At 72.0% G+C, this 17,517-nt stretch carries 11 protein-coding genes; 9 read left to right on the top strand and 2 right to left on the bottom strand.

Going from position 1 to position 17,517, the window contains the following annotated elements; translation table 11 throughout:
• Positions 1–47: 47 nt before the first annotated feature.
• Complete coding sequence (locus AB0O07_RS27390) at positions 48–1,655, bottom strand: NADH-ubiquinone oxidoreductase-F iron-sulfur binding region domain-containing protein (protein ID WP_365637992.1); 1,608 nt, start codon at positions 1,653–1,655, stop codon at positions 48–50.
• A complete protein-coding gene (locus AB0O07_RS27385) occupies positions 1,652–3,496 on the bottom strand; it encodes a hypothetical protein (RefSeq protein WP_365637990.1) in 1,845 nt (614 codons plus the stop codon). The genes AB0O07_RS27390 and AB0O07_RS27385 overlap by 4 nt, the downstream gene beginning before the upstream one ends.
• 460 nt (positions 3,497–3,956) lie before the next feature.
• Between AB0O07_RS27385 and leuS the strand changes: the two genes are divergently transcribed.
• From leuS to AB0O07_RS27340, 9 genes are all read left to right on the top strand, one after another.
• Positions 3,957–6,866 carry a leucine--tRNA ligase gene (leuS, locus tag AB0O07_RS27380; protein ID WP_365637988.1) on the top strand — a complete coding sequence of 970 codons (2,910 nt, stop codon included), beginning with the start codon at positions 3,957–3,959 and terminating at the stop codon, positions 6,864–6,866.
• A gap of 153 nt (positions 6,867–7,019) precedes the next feature.
• Positions 7,020–7,757, top strand: coding sequence for a hypothetical protein (locus AB0O07_RS27375; RefSeq protein WP_365637987.1), 738 nt, complete (start codon positions 7,020–7,022; stop codon positions 7,755–7,757).
• Between the two features lie 80 nt (positions 7,758–7,837).
• The gene (locus AB0O07_RS27370) at positions 7,838–8,683 is read left to right on the top strand and encodes a DegV family protein (RefSeq protein ID WP_365637986.1); all 846 of its coding nucleotides are present in this window, start codon (positions 7,838–7,840) and stop codon (positions 8,681–8,683) included.
• A gap of 542 nt (positions 8,684–9,225) precedes the next feature.
• Positions 9,226–10,017, top strand: a complete 792-nt coding sequence (locus AB0O07_RS27365) for a ComEA family DNA-binding protein (RefSeq protein WP_365637984.1) — start codon at positions 9,226–9,228, stop codon at positions 10,015–10,017.
• A gap of 80 nt (positions 10,018–10,097) precedes the next feature.
• Positions 10,098–12,539, top strand: a complete 2,442-nt coding sequence (locus tag AB0O07_RS27360; protein ID WP_365638246.1) for a ComEC/Rec2 family competence protein — start codon at positions 10,098–10,100, stop codon at positions 12,537–12,539.
• A gap of 163 nt (positions 12,540–12,702) precedes the next feature.
• Positions 12,703–13,587, top strand: coding sequence for a YceI family protein (locus AB0O07_RS27355; protein ID WP_365637982.1), 885 nt, complete (start codon positions 12,703–12,705; stop codon positions 13,585–13,587).
• 59 nt (positions 13,588–13,646) lie between these two features.
• Positions 13,647–13,892: a hypothetical protein gene (locus AB0O07_RS27350; protein WP_365637979.1), complete on the top strand. Its 246-nt coding sequence runs from the start codon at positions 13,647–13,649 to the stop codon at positions 13,890–13,892.
• A 169-nt stretch (positions 13,893–14,061) separates the two neighbouring features.
• Positions 14,062–15,054, top strand: coding sequence for a DNA polymerase III subunit delta (gene holA / locus AB0O07_RS27345; protein WP_365637977.1), 993 nt, complete (start codon positions 14,062–14,064; stop codon positions 15,052–15,054).
• Between the two features lie 416 nt (positions 15,055–15,470).
• Positions 15,471–17,255, top strand: coding sequence for a Shedu anti-phage system protein SduA domain-containing protein (locus AB0O07_RS27340; protein ID WP_365637975.1), 1,785 nt, complete (start codon positions 15,471–15,473; stop codon positions 17,253–17,255).
• Positions 17,256–17,517: the final 262 nt, after the last annotated feature.

The following is a 17,517-nucleotide window of genomic DNA, read 5'->3' as shown; positions in this document are numbered from 1 at the left end:
GCCGTACGCCCGGCGGGCCCCGGTACGGGGCCCGCCGGCGCGCTCGGTCAGCCGCGGCCCCGGCCGAGGGCCTTGCGCCCGCCACCGCCCGGCGGCAGCTCGGCACGGGACGGGGACTCCTTGCGCGGCGGCGCCGGGGGAGCCTTCTGCTCCAGCCGGAGCGCCAGCGCCGGACACCGCCGTACGGCGCGCTGAGCGGCGCCCTGGAGGTGCACGGGGACATCCGTCTTCGCCGGGGTGGGGAAGCCGTCCGGGGTCATCCGGAACAGCTCAGGGAGGATGTCGGCGCAGAGGCCGTGGCCCTGGCAGAGCGTCCAGTCGATGGCCAGCATGCCGCCACTGGGGATCGACTCGACCTCGGTCTGGTAGCCGGCCGGGGGCAGCGGCAGCACCCCGGTCGTCTCGCGCCCGCAGCCGCCGTTGAGCACATGGGCGGCGAGGTCGTCGGTGAACGCCGACAGGGTCGAGGAGAAGAAGCGCGCGGAGCCGTCCGGGTGCTGGCAGGCGCCGCGCTTCTTGACCGACTGGGTGACCGCCCGCAGCGCCTCCAGAGCCGCCTGGCCACCACCGTTGATCACATCGGCGAGTCCGCCCGCCGCCGCGGGCAGCCCGAGCCGGCAGGGGCCGCACTGTCCCGCGGTCTCGGCGGCGAGCCAGTTGGCGACGGCCAGCGCCTCGCCCAGCGGGCAGGTCTCGGGCCCGATCGGCAGGATCGCGCCGGCGCCCAGCGCCCCGCCGAACGACTTGAAGGACTCCTTGGAGATCACCGCCTCATGGGCGGCGATGGCGTCCATCCAGTTGCCGTGGTAGCCACCGGTCAGCACGCCCTGCGGCATCGGCGGGGCGCCCGCCATTTGCAGGATGTAGCGGAGCGGCACCCCCGAAGGCGCCTCGATGACCATCGGCCTGGCCACCGCGCCGGAGAGCGTCAGCATGACCGTGCCGGGCTCGGACTCCAGCCCCGTGTTGCAGTAGCGGCGGGCGCCGATCCGGGCGGCGATGGCGAGTTGGGCGAAGGTCTCCGCGTTCGACAGCAGCGTCGGCAGGCCGCCGACACCGGACTCGGCGGCGCGCTCGCGGCGCCCCGGCGGCTTGGCGGGGCCGCCGTTGATGGCCCGGATCACGGAGGACGCCTCCCCGGAGACCATGCGCTCCGGGGTACGGACGACCTTGGCCCGCAGTTGCTGGCCGCGCCGGTCGGAGAGCCCGCGCTCGGCGAGCGCCGCCCGGATCGAGACCTCGGTGGAGTTCCTGGTCACGGCGATGACCAGGGTGCGGGCGCCCAGCGCCTCGGCGGCCAGCAGCGCGCCGTCGAGGATCAGGTGCGGCGCCCGGTTGAGCATCACGGTGTCCTTGCGGCAGGGCGGTTCGCCCTCACTGCCGTTGACCACGACGACGGGGCGGATCCCCCTGCTGATCGCCGACTTGGCGACGGCCCGCAGCTTTCGGTGGAAGGGGAAGCCCGCGCCGCCGCGCCCGGTCAGGGATATGTTCTCGGCCAACTGCGCCAGCCGCTCGCCGTTCATCGCCTCCAGCGGCCCGTGCACCTTGAGGTGCATGGGCAGATCGAGGCGCTCGACCAGGTCGAAACCCTGAGTGAGCTGGGGGAGGCCGACGACGCGGACCTCGGGGACATCGGGGAGGGGTTCGTTCACGGTCGGTCTCCTGCGGGTGCGTTCCAGGGTTCCCCGGCCGGGGGCGGATAGACGGGGCCTCGGTCCGCCCCGTCATAGGGGGCGCCGGGCTGCTGCCCCGGGTTCTGGCCGCCGCCGTAGACGGGGTTGGCGCCGGTGTCGTACGGGGGCACGGCGCCCGTGCCGTACGCCGGGAGCGAGCCCGTGTCGTACGTGGGGAGGGAACCGGTGTCGTACGTCGGGGCCGGGCCGTTGCCGTACGGGGAGGCGCCGTCGGGCCCGTAGGGGGCACCGCCGCCGTACCCGCCGGCGGTGCCCGGCTCGAACCGGGGGGTGGCGCCGGTGTCGTACGGCTGGGGCTGCTGGCCCTGGGGGGCCGCCCCGGGGTTGTACTGGGGGACGGCCCCTGTGTCGTACGGCTGCTGGCCCTGTCCGCCCGGCTGCCCCGGGTTCTGGCCGCCGTAGACCGGGGTGGCGCCGGTGTCGTAGGGCTGGGGCTGCTGGCCCTGGGGGGCCGCCCCGGGGTTGTACTGGGGGACGGCTCCCGTGTCGTACGGCTGCTGGCCCTGTCCGCCCGGCTGCCCCGGGTTCTGGCCGCCGCCGTAGACCGGGGTGGCCCCGGTGTCGTACGGCGTCGCGGGCGGCTGGCTGAACGCCTGCGGGGGCCGGGGCGGCGACGGGGCGGGCCAGGAACCCGGAGGCCCGGAGAGGTCATCGGTGATGACCGGGAGCTCCTCGGTCATGGGGATGCGCTCGGCGAGCGGGATCTCCCCGCCCTGGCCGCCGGGGGCGGGGGAACCGGCGGACTGCGCGGGCATCCGGGCGGTCGCGTCCATGGACATGGCCCGGTAGCCGGCGGAGAGCCCGGTACCGGACTCCTGGCCCCGGTCGGAACCGGCCCCTGAAGGGCCGTCAGCGCCCCGTGAGCCGTTGAACGCCTCCGCGGCGGGGTTTCCCGCCGCGAGCGGGTCAGCGGCCGGTGTGGCCTCGTACAGCGGCGGCGACGGGGCTTCGAGCCGGGGCGTCGCCCGGCCGCTGGAGAGCGGGGCGGAGAACGACGCGGTGGCGATCGGGTCCTGCTTGCGCGGCTGGTACTCGCGCTGCGGCGGCACCCCGCCGCCGGGAAGCGGCGAGGAGACAAGGTCGCGGAGCTTGTTCTCGCTGTCCGCGCGCTCCACGACGGCGCCCGTCATGGAGACGATCGCCTCGGCGGCGCGCTGCTGCGCCTGCCTGGGCAGCAGCCGCAGGGCCACGACACCGGCCACCCCGAGAACGGTCAGGGAGTACATCACCGTGACGTAGGTGGCTGCGGGACGTCCTGTGAAGAGTCCGTGAATCAGGGCGAAACACCACGACGGATAGGCGACCATGTGGATGGCGCGCCATTTGTACGCGTACTTGCCGGGAAGGGCGAAGACGCTGCGCAGGGCGCCGGTGGTGCCGGCCACGATCATCAGCAGCCCGGCGAGCGAGCCGAAGCCGATGAGCCCGTTCGTCCCGGTGATGCCCAGGCCGAAGGGGAGCAGGGCGCCGATCAGGGCCACCTTGCCGAGGGTGATCTTGATGGAGACATGGAGCAGCAGGAATCCGATGGCGGCGACGGCCGTCGCGCGATGGATCGCCTGGGCGACGAGCCGCTGGCGCGGCGCGAGCAATAGCCGGTCGGTGGCTATCAGACCCCATACGACGGCCCCGGACAGCGACAGCAGTGACAGCACGCCCGCGCCGAAGTCGATGAAGGCTTGGAAAGCGTCGCCTCCTACGACGGCGAGTAGTGGTACCAGTATCAGTGCTGCGGCGGTCGCGATGCCCTGGATCGCCCGGCTGTTGCCGGACTCCGGGTTGGGCGACGCGCCGGACATGCTTTTGAGGTTCATAGGGGGCAACTCCGAAGGGCTCGGGAAAGCGGTCCCGCTGCCGCATGCTAAGTGGAGCCATACCGGGCAGTACCCGGTTTCAAGGTTTAGCCAGGTGAAGGTGAGTTATCCGACTCTGTTGTTGACCTGATAGGTCCGATACGCGGAGTAAGGCGGGGTGTTGAGGATCGGCGCTTGCCTCTCCGCCGTTCCTCGGGGAAGATCTTCCGTGCGTCCGGAACGGGCTCTGCTGTACCCTGGCGCCATGCGTGCCGTACGCCTTCTGCTTAGCGGGCCGCGCTGACCAGTCCCGGCCGATGACCGATCCGGTCGGAGTCAGCGCGGCGGCCCCTCCTGTGCGAGGGGCATTTTTCTTTCGCCGACGGGCGGACCGGTGCGTCCCGCGCCGTCCCGCCCGTACGGCAGGACCCGCCGGCAGAGACGATCGATGGAGCTTCAGGACACCATGAGCGAGACGAATTCCGCGGCCGCGTCTTCCGCCGCCCCCGCCCCCGAGACGGCGGCCCCGCACCGCTACACCGCGGCCCTGGCCGCGGACATCGAGGCACGCTGGCAGGACCTCTGGGAGGCCCGGGGCACGTACGAGGTGCCGAACCCGGCCGGGGAGCTGGCCGGCGACCCCGAGCTGGTCGCCAAGCCCAAGAAGTTCGTCATGGACATGTTCCCCTACCCCTCCGGCAGCGGACTCCACGTCGGCCACCCCCTGGGGTACATCGCCACCGACGTCTTCGCCCGCCACCAGCGGATGACCGGCCACAACGTCCTGCACACCCTGGGCTTCGACGCGTTCGGCCTGCCCGCCGAGCAGTACGCGGTCCAGACCGGCACCCACCCCCGGGCCTCCACCGAGGCCAACATGGAGAACATGCGGGGCCAGCTCCGCAGGCTGGGCCTGGGCCACGACCCGAGGCGCTCCTTCGCGACGATCGACCCGGACTACTACAAGTGGACCCAGTGGATCTTCGTCCAGATCTTCAACTCCTGGTACGACCCGGAGGCCGGCCGCGCCCGCCCCGTCGAGACGCTGGTGGAGCAGTTCGAGAGCGGCCGGCGCGCCACCCCCGACGGGCGCCCCTGGAGCGCGCTGAGCGCCCCTGAGCGGGCCGACGTGCTGAGCGGCCACCGGCTGGCGTACGCCTCCGACGCGCCCGTCAACTGGTGCCCCGGCCTGGGCACGGTGCTGGCCAACGAGGAGGTCACCGCCGACGGCCGCTCCGAGCGCGGCAACTTCCCGGTCTTCAAGGCGAAGCTGCGCCAGTGGAACATGCGCATCACCGCCTACGCCGACCGGCTGCTGAGCGACCTGGACGAGCTGGACTGGCCCGAGGCGATCAAGCTCCAGCAGCGCAACTGGATCGGCCGCAGCGAGGGCGCCCGAGTCGACTTCCCGGTCGCCCTGCCGGACGGCGGGACGGGCGGGATCACGGTCTTCACCACCCGCCAGGACACCCTCTTCGGCGCCACCTACATGGTGCTGGCACCCGAACACGACCTGGTCGAGAAGATCGTCCCGGCCGCCTGGCCCGACACCACCCACGACGTGTGGACGGGCGGCCACGCCACCCCCGCGGAGGCCGTGGACGCGTACCGCAAGCAGGCCGCGGCCAAGTCCGACGTGGAGCGCCAGGCCGAGGCGAAGGAGAAGACCGGCGTCTTCACCGGCGCGTACGCCACCAACCCGGTCAGCGGCGAACGGGTCCCCGTCTTCATCGCCGACTATGTGCTGATGGGGTACGGAACCGGCGCGATCATGGCCGTCCCGGCCCACGACAGCCGCGACTTCGCGTTCGCGCGCGCCTTCGAACTGCCGATGCGCTGTGTCGTCGAGCCCACGGACGGCCGGGGCACGGACCCGGCGACCTGGGAGGACGCGTTCTCCTCGTACGACGCGCCCCTCGTCAACTCCGCGCACGCCGACATCACCCTGGACGGGCTGCCGGTGGCCGAGGCCAAGGCGCGCATCACCGCGTGGCTGACCGAACGCGGCATCGGCGAGGGAACCGTCAACTTCCGGCTGCGTGACTGGCTCTTCAGCCGCCAGCGGTACTGGGGCGAGCCCTTCCCCATCGTCTACGACGAGGAGGGCACCGCGCACGCGCTCCCCGAGTCGATGCTGCCGCTGGAGCTGCCCGAGGTCGACGACTACGCGCCGCGCACCTTCGACCCGGACGACGCCGACACGCAGCCGGAGACGCCGCTCTCGCGGAACGCCGCCTGGGTCGACGTGGAGCTGGACCTGGGGCGGGGCGATGGCGTCAAGCGGTATCGACGCGAGACCAACACCATGCCGAACTGGGCCGGTTCCTGCTGGTACGAACTGCGCTACCTGGACCCGCACAACGCGGAGAAGCTGGTCGACCCGGCCGTCGAGCAGTACTGGATGGGCCCGCGCGAAGGGCAGCCGCACGGCGGTGTCGACCTCTATGTGGGCGGCGCCGAGCACGCCGTACTCCACCTGCTGTACGCGCGGTTCTGGTCCAAGGTCCTCTTCGACCTGGGGCACATCTCCTCGGCCGAGCCGTTCCACAAGCTCTACAACCAGGGCATGATCCAGGCGTACGTCTACCGGGACGGCCGGGGCATCGCGGTGCCGGCCGCCGAGGTCGAGGAGCGCGACGGCGGCTTCTGGTACCAGGGCGAGAAGGTGAGCCGGGTCCTGGGCAAGATGGGCAAGTCCCTGAAGAACGCGGTCACCCCGGACGAGATCTTCGCCGAGTACGGGGCGGACACACTGCGGCTGTACGAGATGGCCATGGGCCCGCTGGACGTCTCGCGCCCGTGGGACACCCGCGCGGTGGTCGGCCAGTTCCGGCTGCTCCAGCGGGTGTGGCGCAATGTGATCGACGAGGCGACCGGCGAGGTCACCGTCGTGGACACCGACCCCGACCTGGAGACGCTGCGCGCGCTGCACAAGGCGATCGACGGGGTCGCCCAGGACATGGCCGGGCTGCGCTTCAACACGGCCATCGCCAAGATCACCGAGCTGAACAACCACCTGACCAGGACCGGCACCCCGGTACCGCGCGCGGTCGCCGAGCCGCTGGTGCTGCTGATCGCGCCGCTGGCCCCGCACATCGCCGAGGAACTGTGGCAGCGGCTGGGGCACACCGACTCCGTCGTCCACCGGGACTTCCCGGTCGCCGACCCCGCGTACGTCGTGGACGAGGCCGTGACCTGCGTCGTCCAGATCAAGGGCAAGGTCAAGGCGCGGCTGGAGGTCTCCCCGTCGATCTCGGACGAGGAGCTGGAGAAGCTGGCGCTCGGGGATCCGGGCGTGGTCGCGGCGCTGGGCGGCGCCGGGATCCGCAAGGTGATCGTGCGGGCGCCGAAGCTGGTGAACATCGTCCCGGCGTGACCGGGCGGTGGCCGCAGGCATCGCGGGCCTAGGGGTTTCCCCTACGGGCAGGTTGGGGGTTCCGGTGGAGCCCACAACCTGCCCGTTGCGTTTACCGTGGAGGAAGGCAGGAACGAGGCGGACGACGGCGGACGACGTTGAAGGGGCGCGCTCATGGAGATCGCGATCACGATCATTGCGGTGCTCTTCATCGCCTTCGTCGCGCTGGGCGTGTACGCGGGCGTGAAGGCGGTCGGCGCCGCCCGGCGGAGCGTCGACCGGACGATCTCCCAGGCCCGCCGCACGGTCGAGGACACCGCGCTGCGCGCCAAGAGCCTGGGGCAGCCGGGGACGGCCGCCGCCGAGCTGGCCCAGTTGCGGCTGAGACTGCGCACCTCGATGCGGGCCACACAGGACGCCCTCCACGCGGGCGTGGCGGAGGACGCCTCGCTGAAGGAGTCCGTCGAGCTGTTCGAGCGGCTGAGCACGCACGGCCGCGAACTCGACGACCAACTGCGCAACTTGGAGCGGGACCCGGACCGGGCCAGGGTCGCGCAGCGGCTCCAGGAGGTCCGCGACCGCACCGAGCGGATCACCCACTCCGCGGACTCGCTGCGCTGGGCCGTACGGGACCGGGCGCGTAAGTTCGCCGAGGACGACCTGTCCTCGCTGAGCGCCGAGATCGACATGGAGGCCGGCGCGCTGCGGCACTGGACGACCGAACCGGCGGACCCCATGGCCGCACCGGGGGCGTCGGGGGTCTCCGGGGCCTCGGGCGCCTCAGGGACGCGTGGCCCGGCCGCGCCGTCGTCCGCCTCAGGGGCCCGTCAGGAGGCCCTGGGGCCCGCCGACCGGCTGGGCAGGCCCACGTACCCCTGGCAGAAGCAGGCCCGGCCCGAGACCTCGAACTGACCCTGTCACCAGGCCGGATCCCCGCCTCGGGACGGGGCCCGGGCTGCCGTGGCGGGGGTACTACGGGTAACCTCCGGCTCATGTCCTGCCATGTCGCGATCGTCACTGATTCCACGGCCTACCTGCCGCCGCAGACGATGGAACGGCACGGCATCACCGCGGTGCCGCTCACCGTCGTGCTGGGCGACCGCGCGCTGGAGGAGGGCACGGAGATCTCGGCCCGTTCGGTGGCCGAGGCGCTCCAGAAGCGCCATCCGGTGACCACCTCGCGGCCGAGCCCCGAGGTCTTCGCCGCCGCCTACCGGGCGGCGGCGGAGGCGGGGGCGGACGGCATCGTCTCCCTCCATCTGTCGGCCGAGATCTCCGGCACCTACGACGCGGCCGTGCTCGCCGCCAAGGACGCGCCCGTCCCCGTACGCGTGGTCGACACCGGCATGGTGGCGATGGCGCTCGGATTCTGCGCGCTGGCGGCGGCCGAGGCGGCGGAGGGCGGCGGCACCCTCGACGAGGCGGTGGCCGCCGCCGACAAGCGGGCCGCGGCCACCTCGGCGTATTTCTATGTCGACACGCTCGACTATCTCCGCCGGGGCGGCCGGATCGGCGCCGCCCAGGCGCTGTTCGGCTCCGCGCTCGCCGTGAAGCCGCTGCTCCGGCTCGACAGCGGACATATCGAACCGCTGGAGAAGGTACGGACGGCGTCGAAGGCGATCGCCCGGCTGGAGGAGCTTGTCGCCGACCGGGCCGGGGCCGGCGAGGTCGATATCGCGGTCCATCATCTGGCGGCGCCCGAGCGGGCCGCGACGCTCGCGGAGCGGCTGCGGGAGCGGCTGCCGGGGCTGGTGGACCTGCATGTCAGCGAGGTCGGCGCGGTGATCGGGGCGCACACCGGGCCGGGGCTGCTGGGTGTGGTGATCTCGCCGCGCTGACGGCCGGGCGGAGGCCGGTGCCGAGGCCGGGCGGTGGCCGGGGCGGAGGCAGCGTGGAGACCGGGGCCGAGGCCGGGCGGAGGCGGCTCATCGGGCTGGCGGCTCTCCTCGATTTTCCCTTCTTTTCCCTCGTTCGGGTGGCCGAGTTATTCACAACTGCTTGGTTTTCCACCGAAATTCGGGGCGCTCGGCGAGATCGGCGATCCGTGCCTACCGTCTGAGGCATGACTCTCCGCACACGCACAGTAACCAGTGGTCCGGGCCGTGGGCCGGGCTCCGACAGCCGCGCCCGCCATGCGCGGGCCCGCCGCCTCCGCCCCGGCCGCCGGGTGTTCCTCCGCGCCGGGACACCGGCCCGCGCCGGCGCCCGGCCGGGCCTTGCGCGCCCGCCCGCGCCCGAGCTTCTCTCCCCGCGGGTGCCTCCGGCTCCGACCCCGGCTTCTGCTCCTGCTTCCGTGCCGGTCCCGGCCGGGGTTCCGGGTGGGCCGCGTTTCCGGGCGGATGCGCTCTTCGCGGGTGCTCGCGCTGTTCGCCCGGCCCCGGTGGTCGCGCCGAGGGCGCTGCCTTCGGCCGAGGGGGAGCGGCGGGGGCGGGTGTGGGGCGGGGCGCTGGCGGCGGTGCGGGATCGGGTGCCGCTGTGGGTGCGGCTCCGCTGCGGGATGGAACCCCGGGCGGTGGGCGCCCTGGCGGTGGTGCTGGTGGTGACGGCCGGACTCGCGGCCCACCACTTCTGGACCGGGCGCCCGCAGCCTGTCCGCGCCCCCGAACTGGTCGACGCGGGTGCCGCGGACAGGGCGGACGGCGGGGCGGCGGACCCGCTGCCGAAGCCCGTGGAGCCGAAGCCGGCGCCCGCGCCGGAGGGCGCCAGGATCGTGGTGGACGTGGCCGGGAAGGTACGGCGGCCGGGCGTCCTGCGGCTGCCCGCCGGGGCGCGGGTCGCCGACGCGCTGAAGGCCGCCGGCGGGGTCAGGCCGGGCGCGGACCTCACCGGGCTCAACCGGGCCAGGCCGCTGATGGACGGCGAACAGGTGGTGGTCGACGGCCCCGCCCCGCCGGGAATGCCCCCGGGCGCGGCCCCGTTCGGCGGGGGAGCGCCGGTGGTGGGTTGGCCGGGCGGACCGGGAACGGGCGGGGTGGCTGCCGCGCCCTTCAGCCTCAACACCGCCACGATCGACCAGCTCGACACCCTGCCTGGGGTGGGCCCCGTACTCGCCGGCGCCATCATCGACTACCGGACCCGGCACGGCGGGTTCCGTTCCGTCGAGGAACTCCGTGAGGTCAAGGGCATCGGCGACCGCAAGTTCGCCGACCTTCAGAATCTGGTGCGGCCGTGACCCGCCCCGAGGCCCATCAGGGGGTGGGCCACCCGCCGGGCGGTCCGGGGCCGGGGCGGGAGGGGCCGCCTCAGGAGGGGGTGCGTCAGGGCGGGCCGGGGGAGGAGGGGCCGGCCGATCTGCGGCTTCTGCCGCCCGCGCTGGCGGCCTGGGGCGCGGCGGCACTGGCGCTGGGCGCCCCCGGTGGGTGGACGGTGCTCGGGGTGCTGGTCCTGCTGGTGGCCTGTGGGGGGCTCCTGGTGTGGTCGGGTGCCGTACGGGGGCCTCGGCCTGCCGGGGTGGCCGTCGCGGGCCTCCTGCTCTGCGCCGCCGCCGGGGCCGCCTCCGCCGGGCTGCACGGCGCGGATGTCCGGCGGGGGCCCGTGCCCGGGCTCGCCGAGCGGTACGCCCCGGTCACCGCCGAGCTGACGGTCACCTCCGACCCCCGGCGCACCCGGTCCGGGAGCCGGGGCGACCCGAAGGGCGCGGGCGGCTTCGTACTCGATGCCGAACTCACCCGGGTGGAGACGGCCCGGGGCGGGGGTGCCGCCGTCCGTACCCCGGTTCTGGTGATCGTCCCGCCCGGTGGGCAGGGCGAGCGCTGGGAGCGGCTGCTGCCCTCCACGGGACTGCGGCTGACCGGACGGCTGGAGCCGCCGCTCTACGCGGAGGACCGGTACGCGGCGGCCCTGCGGGTCACCGGCGAGGGGCCGCCCGCGGTCGTCGCCCCGCCCAGCCGGGTCCAGAGCGCGGCGGGGGCGCTCCGGGCCGGGCTGCGCGCGGCGAGCGACGGGCTGCCGGCCGACGCCCGTGCCCTGCTGCCGGGGCTGGTCGTCGGGGACACCACCCTGATCACGCCCGAACTGCACGACGCCTTCGCCGCCACCGATCTGCTGCACCTGATGGCCGTCTCCGGTTCCAACCTCACGATCGTCCTCATGCTGCTGATCGGGCCGCCGGGGCTCGCCGTCCGGTCCGAACGGCGCGGGCTGGCGCCGCTCCTGGGGATCGGGCTGCGGACCACCGCACTGCTCGGCGGGGCGCTCACCCTCGGGTTCGTGGTCGTCTGCCGCCCCGACCCCAGCGTGCTGCGGGCCGCCGCCTGCGGGCTGATCACCCTGCTCGCCATCGGCACCGGGCGGCGCAGGACGCTGCTGCCCGCGCTGGCCGCCGCCGTGCTGCTGCTCGTCCTGCTCGACCCCTGGCTGACCCGCAGTTACGGCTTCCTCCTCTCCGTGCTGGCCACCGGTGCCCTGCTCACCATCGGACCCGGCTGGAGCGCGGCGCTGATCCGGCGCGGGGTGCCGCCCAGGCTCGCCGAGGCGCTGGCCGCCACCGCGGCGGCCCAGGCGGTCTGCGCGCCGGTGGTGGCCGTGTTCGCGGCCCGGGTCGGGCTGGTCGCCGTACCGTGCAATCTGCTCGCCGGGCCCGCGGTGGCCCCGGCGACCGTGTTCGGCTTCGCCGCGCTCGCGCTGGCCCCGGTGGCGCTGCCCGCCGCCGAGCTGCTGGCCCGGTGCGCGGGGTGGCCGGCCGGGTGGATCGCCTCCGTCGCACGCGGTGGCGCCGCGCTGCCCGGCGCCCAGAGCGAGTGGCCCGGCGGCTGGTGGGGCGGGGCGCTGCTCGCCGCCCTCACCGTCCTCGCCGTGGTCGCGGCCCGGCGGATCCCGCGCCACCCCGGGACGGCCGCCGGCTGCGCCGTCCTCCTGCTCCTCGCGGTCGTACGGCCACCGCCGCTCGCCCGGATCGTCACCGGCTGGCCGCCGCCCGGCTGGACATACGCGATGTGCGACGTGGGCCAGGGGGACGCCACCGTGCTGGCCGCCGGGGACGGCGCCGCCGTGGTGGTCGACACCGGACCCGACCCCGGGCCCGCCGACCGGTGCCTGCGGGACCTCGGCGTCACCCGCGTCCCGCTGCTCCTCCTCACCCACTTCCACGCCGACCATGTGGCCGGGCTGCCCGGGGTACTGCGCGGCAGGGCGGTCGGGGCGATCCAGACGACGGCGGTCGACGACCCGCCGGAGCAGGCGGCGTTCGTACGGCGTACCGCCGGTGCCGCCGGGGTGCCGCTGGTCCGGTCCTTCGCGGGTGAGCGGCGTTCGACGGGGCCGCTCGACTGGCGGGTGCTCTGGCCGCCCGCCGACGCGGCGCGGGAGGCGACGGGGGCCAACGACACCAGCGTCGCCCTCTTCGTCACGGTGGCCCGGGGCCCGACGCTGCTGCTCCTGGGCGATCTCGAACCCCCGGCCCAGCGTGGCCTGATGCGGGCCCATCCGGAACTGGGGCCGGTGGATGTGCTCAAGGTGGCCCACCACGGCTCGCGCCACCAGCACCCCGGGCTCCTCAGGGGCGTCCGGCCCCGGCTCGCGCTGATATCCGTGGGCCGGGAGAACCCGTACGGGCACCCCGCGCCGCCCACCGTCGCGGCGCTGCGGGCCGGGGGAGCTAGGGTGCTCCGCACCGACCGGGACGGGGCGATCGCCGTGGTGGGGGCGGGGAAGGAGCTGCGTGCCGTGGCCCGTGGTGAGGGCGGGGGTCCGTAAAGCTTGGGTTCTCTACCTGCCGGTACGTTTGCCCCGAACAGGGCAAGAGTGATCGAATGTCTCTTCGTCATGGGCCGTCGTCCCGGAGGGACTCCACCCACCGGAGCCCGGCCCGGCAGAGCCCGACCGCACGGGGGCCCGACCGTACAGGGGTACGCACACCATGATCAGCCGCCTTCTCGGCCGACGGCAGGCCGCCCGCACCCAGCCCGATCCGTTCGCCGGACTCTCCGTGCCGGCCGGAGCGGGGGTGCTCACCTGCCGGGTCGTCGACCCGGTCGACGAGCCGGTCGCGCAGGCCGAGTTCCTGGTGAGCGACAGCAACGGCCGCAAGGTCGTCCGGGGTGAGACGGACCCGTTCGGCACGGTGGTGGCGATGGTCCCGTTCGGGGAGTACCGGCTGGCCGTCTCCGCCGACAGCTTCACCCCCTACCGCGGCAATGTGACGGTCGGTGACTCCCCGGGGGCCACCGGCCTGGGCGATATCGCGCTCCAGGTGGCCCCGTCGCTGCCGCTGCCGGCGCCCGGCGACTGGGAGATAGAACCGGCCCACTCCCGCATCGGGTTCATCGCCCGTCATATCGGACTCGCCCGGGTCCACGGCCGGTTCGGCAACTTCGCCGGGGCGATCCGGATCGGCGAGACGATGGAGCAGTCGGCGATGCATGTCGTCATCGGTGCCGCGTCGATCGACACCAGTGTGCGGATGCGCGACGACCATCTGCGCTCCGCGGACTTCCTCGACGTCGACAACTACCCGACACTGGAGTTCTACAGCGACCGCTTCACCCACCGCGGCGGCAACAACTGGGCGATCACCGGCGCGCTCACCCTGCACGGCGTCACCCGTACGGTCACCCTCGACGCGCACTACCTGGGCCTGGGCAACGGCATGGAGGGCGAGACCCGCGCCGCCGTCCGCGCCACCACCGAACTCCACCGCGAGGACTACACCGTCAACTGGCAGTCCATGCTGGCGCGGGGCATCGCGGTCGTCGGCTCCAGCATCAAGATCGAGATGGATATCCAGATCGTCCCCAAGGGCTGACCCGGCCCGGGAAGGATGCGGACGGCCGGGAGGATCCGGTCGGCTGGGAGAATACGGCCGTGAGCGATCTGAGACATGTTCTGGTGCTGCCCGACCGCGATGCCGCGGAGGAGGTGGCCGCGTCGCTCGGGGAGCGCTTCCCGGTGACCGAGGAGCCCCAGCTCGTACGGGACGCCCTGGCCGGTGAGGACGACGCCGAGGACGCCCAGTGGCTGGTGGTCGTGGAGGACCCCGGGGGCGCGCTGGACCCGGCGGAGCTCGACGCGTTCGTGGCCGACTGGGAGGGCTGGCGCGAGGCCCCGTAGCGGCGGCGTGACGCCGGGGCCGCGGGGCGCCCGTACCGGGTAGGCCACCGCCGCCGCTGTTCCAGCCGCCGAGGCCGCCGTCCCCGCTGCTGTCCCCGTCCGTCGCCGTCGCCGCCGCCGTCCGCTGTCCGCCGTTCGCTGTCGGTGGGGCGTGAGATCGTGGACCACGATGGCCACCAGAAAAGCTTCCCCCGACGACCTGCTCGCCCCGGTCACCCTCGCCGTGGGCCAGGAGGACCTGCTGCTCGACCGCGCCGTGCGGCAGGTGATCGACGCGGCCCGGGCCGCCGACGCCGACACCGATGTCCGCGATCTCGCCGCCGACCAGCTCCAGCCCGGCACCCTGGCCGAGTTGACCAGCCCCTCGCTCTTCGCCGAGCGCAAGGTCGTGGTCGTACGGAACGCGCAGGACCTCTCCGCCGACACGATCAAGGACGTCAAGGCGTATCTGGGCGCGCCCGCCGAGGAGATCACCCTTGTCCTGCTGCACGCCGGGGGTGCCAAGGGCAAGGGGCTGCTGGACGCCGCGCGCAAGACGGGGGCCCGGGAGGTCGCCTGCCCGAAGACGACCAAACCGGCGGAGCGGCTGACCTTCGTACGCTCCGAGTTCCGCGCGCTGGGCCGCTCGGCCACGCCCGAGGCGTGCCAGGCGCTCGTCGACGCGATCGGCAGCGATCTGCGGGAGCTGGCGAGCGCCGTCTCCCAGCTCGTCGCGGACATCGAGGGGACGATCGACGAGGCCGTCGTCGGCCGCTACTACACGGGCCGCGCCGAGGCGTCCAGCTTCAATGTCGCCGACCGGGCGGTGGAGGGCCGGGCGGCTGAGGCGCTGGAGGCGCTGCGCTGGTCGCTCTCGACCGGGGTCGCGCCCGTCCTGATCACCAGCGCGCTCGCCCAGGGCGTACGGGCCATCGGCAAGCTCTCGTCGGCGCGTGGCGGGCGCCCCGCCGATCTGGCGCGGGAGCTGGGGATGCCGCCGTGGAAGATCGACCGGGTGCGCCAGCAGATGCGCGGCTGGACCCCGGACGGGGTGGCGATCGCCCTGCGGGCCGTCGCCGAGGCCGACGCGGGCGTCAAGGGCGGCGGAGACGATCCGGAGTACGCGCTGGAGAAGGCCGTCGTCACGATCGCCCGCGCAGCCCGCACCGGCCGCCGCGCATAACCCACCGAGCCGAGCCCCCGGCCACTCCACCCCAGGCAGCTGTCGGGTAGCCCTGAAGATTTCAGTAGCGCACGATTCATTTCAGTGGGTTCTTCAGTGCCGAACAAAAGATTTCAGTGCCGTGACCTGCTGTAATCAGTCTGAAGTAGGTCTGGCGTTGGCGTCCGTGGCGGTGCCGCGACGCTGCGGTCTCTGATGAGGGTGTGGACGCGCTGCTCGATCTCGTCGCGGAGGAGGCATACGGCGTCTGCGGTTTGTCCGGCGGGGTCATCAGGTCGCCGGTCGAGCTAGGTCTTACCCGAGGAGGCAGGGCAGGTGTTGCTGCACAGGACGTGCAACGACCAACCATCGCCGCAGCCACTTCCAACACCCCAAATCACCTGCAAACCAGATCAGTTGCCCTCTAAGCTGATCAGATGGCGGATAACCTGCTCATCCATGGCGGCAACGAGAACGCACTTCGTACCCTGAAGGACACCGGCCAGTATCGAGGCAGGGTCAAGTCGGCATATCTGCGACCGCCGTGGGACACGCGATGGGGGTTCGAGCACCACGAGGCTCCTGGCCGCGCCTCCTGGCTCGGCATGATGCAGGTACATCTGCGTCTGGTACGCGACCTGCTCGCCCCTGACGGCTCTGTGTGGGTGCACGTCGACGACCAGCAGTCCGCTGACTGCCGTGTGCTCATGAACAAGGTCTACGGCCAATCGAACTTCGTATCTACAGTCGTCGTTCAGAAGCCTGCACTGAATGGCTCCCGTCACTTCACGGTCAGCCACGACTACCTACTTGTCTTCGCGAAAAATGCCTCGACATGGCAGCCGAATCCCCTCCCTCGTACAGCCGAATCAGAGCCGAATTTCCGCAACCCCGACAACGATCCCCGCGGGCCGTGGCGAGCAGCCGACCTGTCCTCCCCCGTTCTTCGTGAGAACCTGCGCTACGAAGTGGTAGATCCGCTCGGCGCGGTCATACAGCCACCTGCCCGCCGTTCTTGGCGATTCACTCAGCAGCGTTTCGAGGAACTCGATCGCGACGGACGTATCGCATGGTCGCCCGGCGGCCGTCCGACGCTGAAGCTCTATCTATCGGAGGCCCCTGACAAACCGCCCACCACGGTATGGAGCCCGGCCGACGTGGGGACAAGTTTCCAAGCGGGCCAGCACCTGCGCGGACTGCTCGATGACGTGCACCAGCCGGCTCCACCGCCGGAACAACTGCTGCAACACATTCTCACGATCGCGACCAATCCCGGTGACCTCGTGTTCGATTACTTCGGCGACTCAGGCACGGCCGCTGCGGTCGCGCACAAAACTGGCCGCCACTGGCTCGCTGTCGACAGCGAGTCGCACGTCGTCCGTGACCGTCTGGACAAAGTGATCAGCGGTAACGACTCAGACGGAATCACACATGAAGTGAACTGGATAGGGGGCGGTCACTATGACGTAATTACGACGGCGAGACCCGACGAAGAATTCGGACCCCCTGATTCGGGCGCCGAAGAACATGTACGGATTCAGGTCGCCACTTACCGCAAGGACGGGAGCCTCGTTCCCGCGTTGGACTCGACCGAGAAGGACCACCGATCGGCCGAGCTAAAGGTCATCAGGCAACGCCGCGAACTGCTGCAGAAGCTTCGAGAGGTCGTCAGCAACAGGAGTTCGCCGGAAGCCGCAGTTCAACGGATAATCGGACGCAACCACTGGATCTTCGGGAGTGAGTACACAGAAGCCTCGGAACGACGTGACCTGTTGCCCCTCGACCAGCACGACGTTCTTCTCGTGCGACCTGACCGCAGCGTTCAAGTCGTGGAACTCAAGAAGCCCGGCGCCTCACTTGTCAGGTGGCACCGCAACGGCCTGATCGTGTCGAACGAGGTGCACGAGGCGGTGAGTCAATGCAGGAACTACGTTCAGAAAATGGATGACGCGGGACCGACACTGGAAACAATCCACCGCAACACACTTGACCTTGACTACGATTACCTTCGTGCACGGGGAACTGTTGTGATCGGGAATCCTGATCATGTGGATGTACCTGGAGTCACTCAGCAGATGGTCGCCCGTACCATCCGTTCTTTCAATACGGACCAGAGTCGAGTTCAGGTGCTCACCTACTTGGATCTGATCGAACGCGCGGAAGAAGCACTCCGCTTCGTCGAGGACGACATCGAAACTCCTGGTATCGAGAGCGAATCCTGATGAGGTACGCGCTGGTCTCTCTGGCGGAAAAGTCGAAGCACCAACTAGCCGTGAAATCAACGGAGAATCCACATCAACCTGGCGAATCGAAACGGATGAATCGGGCAGAGTAACCTGAACATCGATCAGATGCCCTCTAAGCCCGATCTGTCACAGCGGCGACGTAGATCGCAGTGCCTTGGCTCGGGTCGCGTGTGCCCGGTGCGCTGAACTTCTTGCTATGTGGTCTCCTCGTGGACGACGTACTGGTCATATGCCTTGG

It is taken from the genome of Streptomyces sp. NPDC093085, from assembly GCF_040683935.1.
Classification (GTDB): Bacteria; Actinomycetota; Actinomycetes; order Streptomycetales; family Streptomycetaceae; genus Streptomyces.
This window is presented reverse-complemented; position numbering and strand designations above follow the sequence as displayed.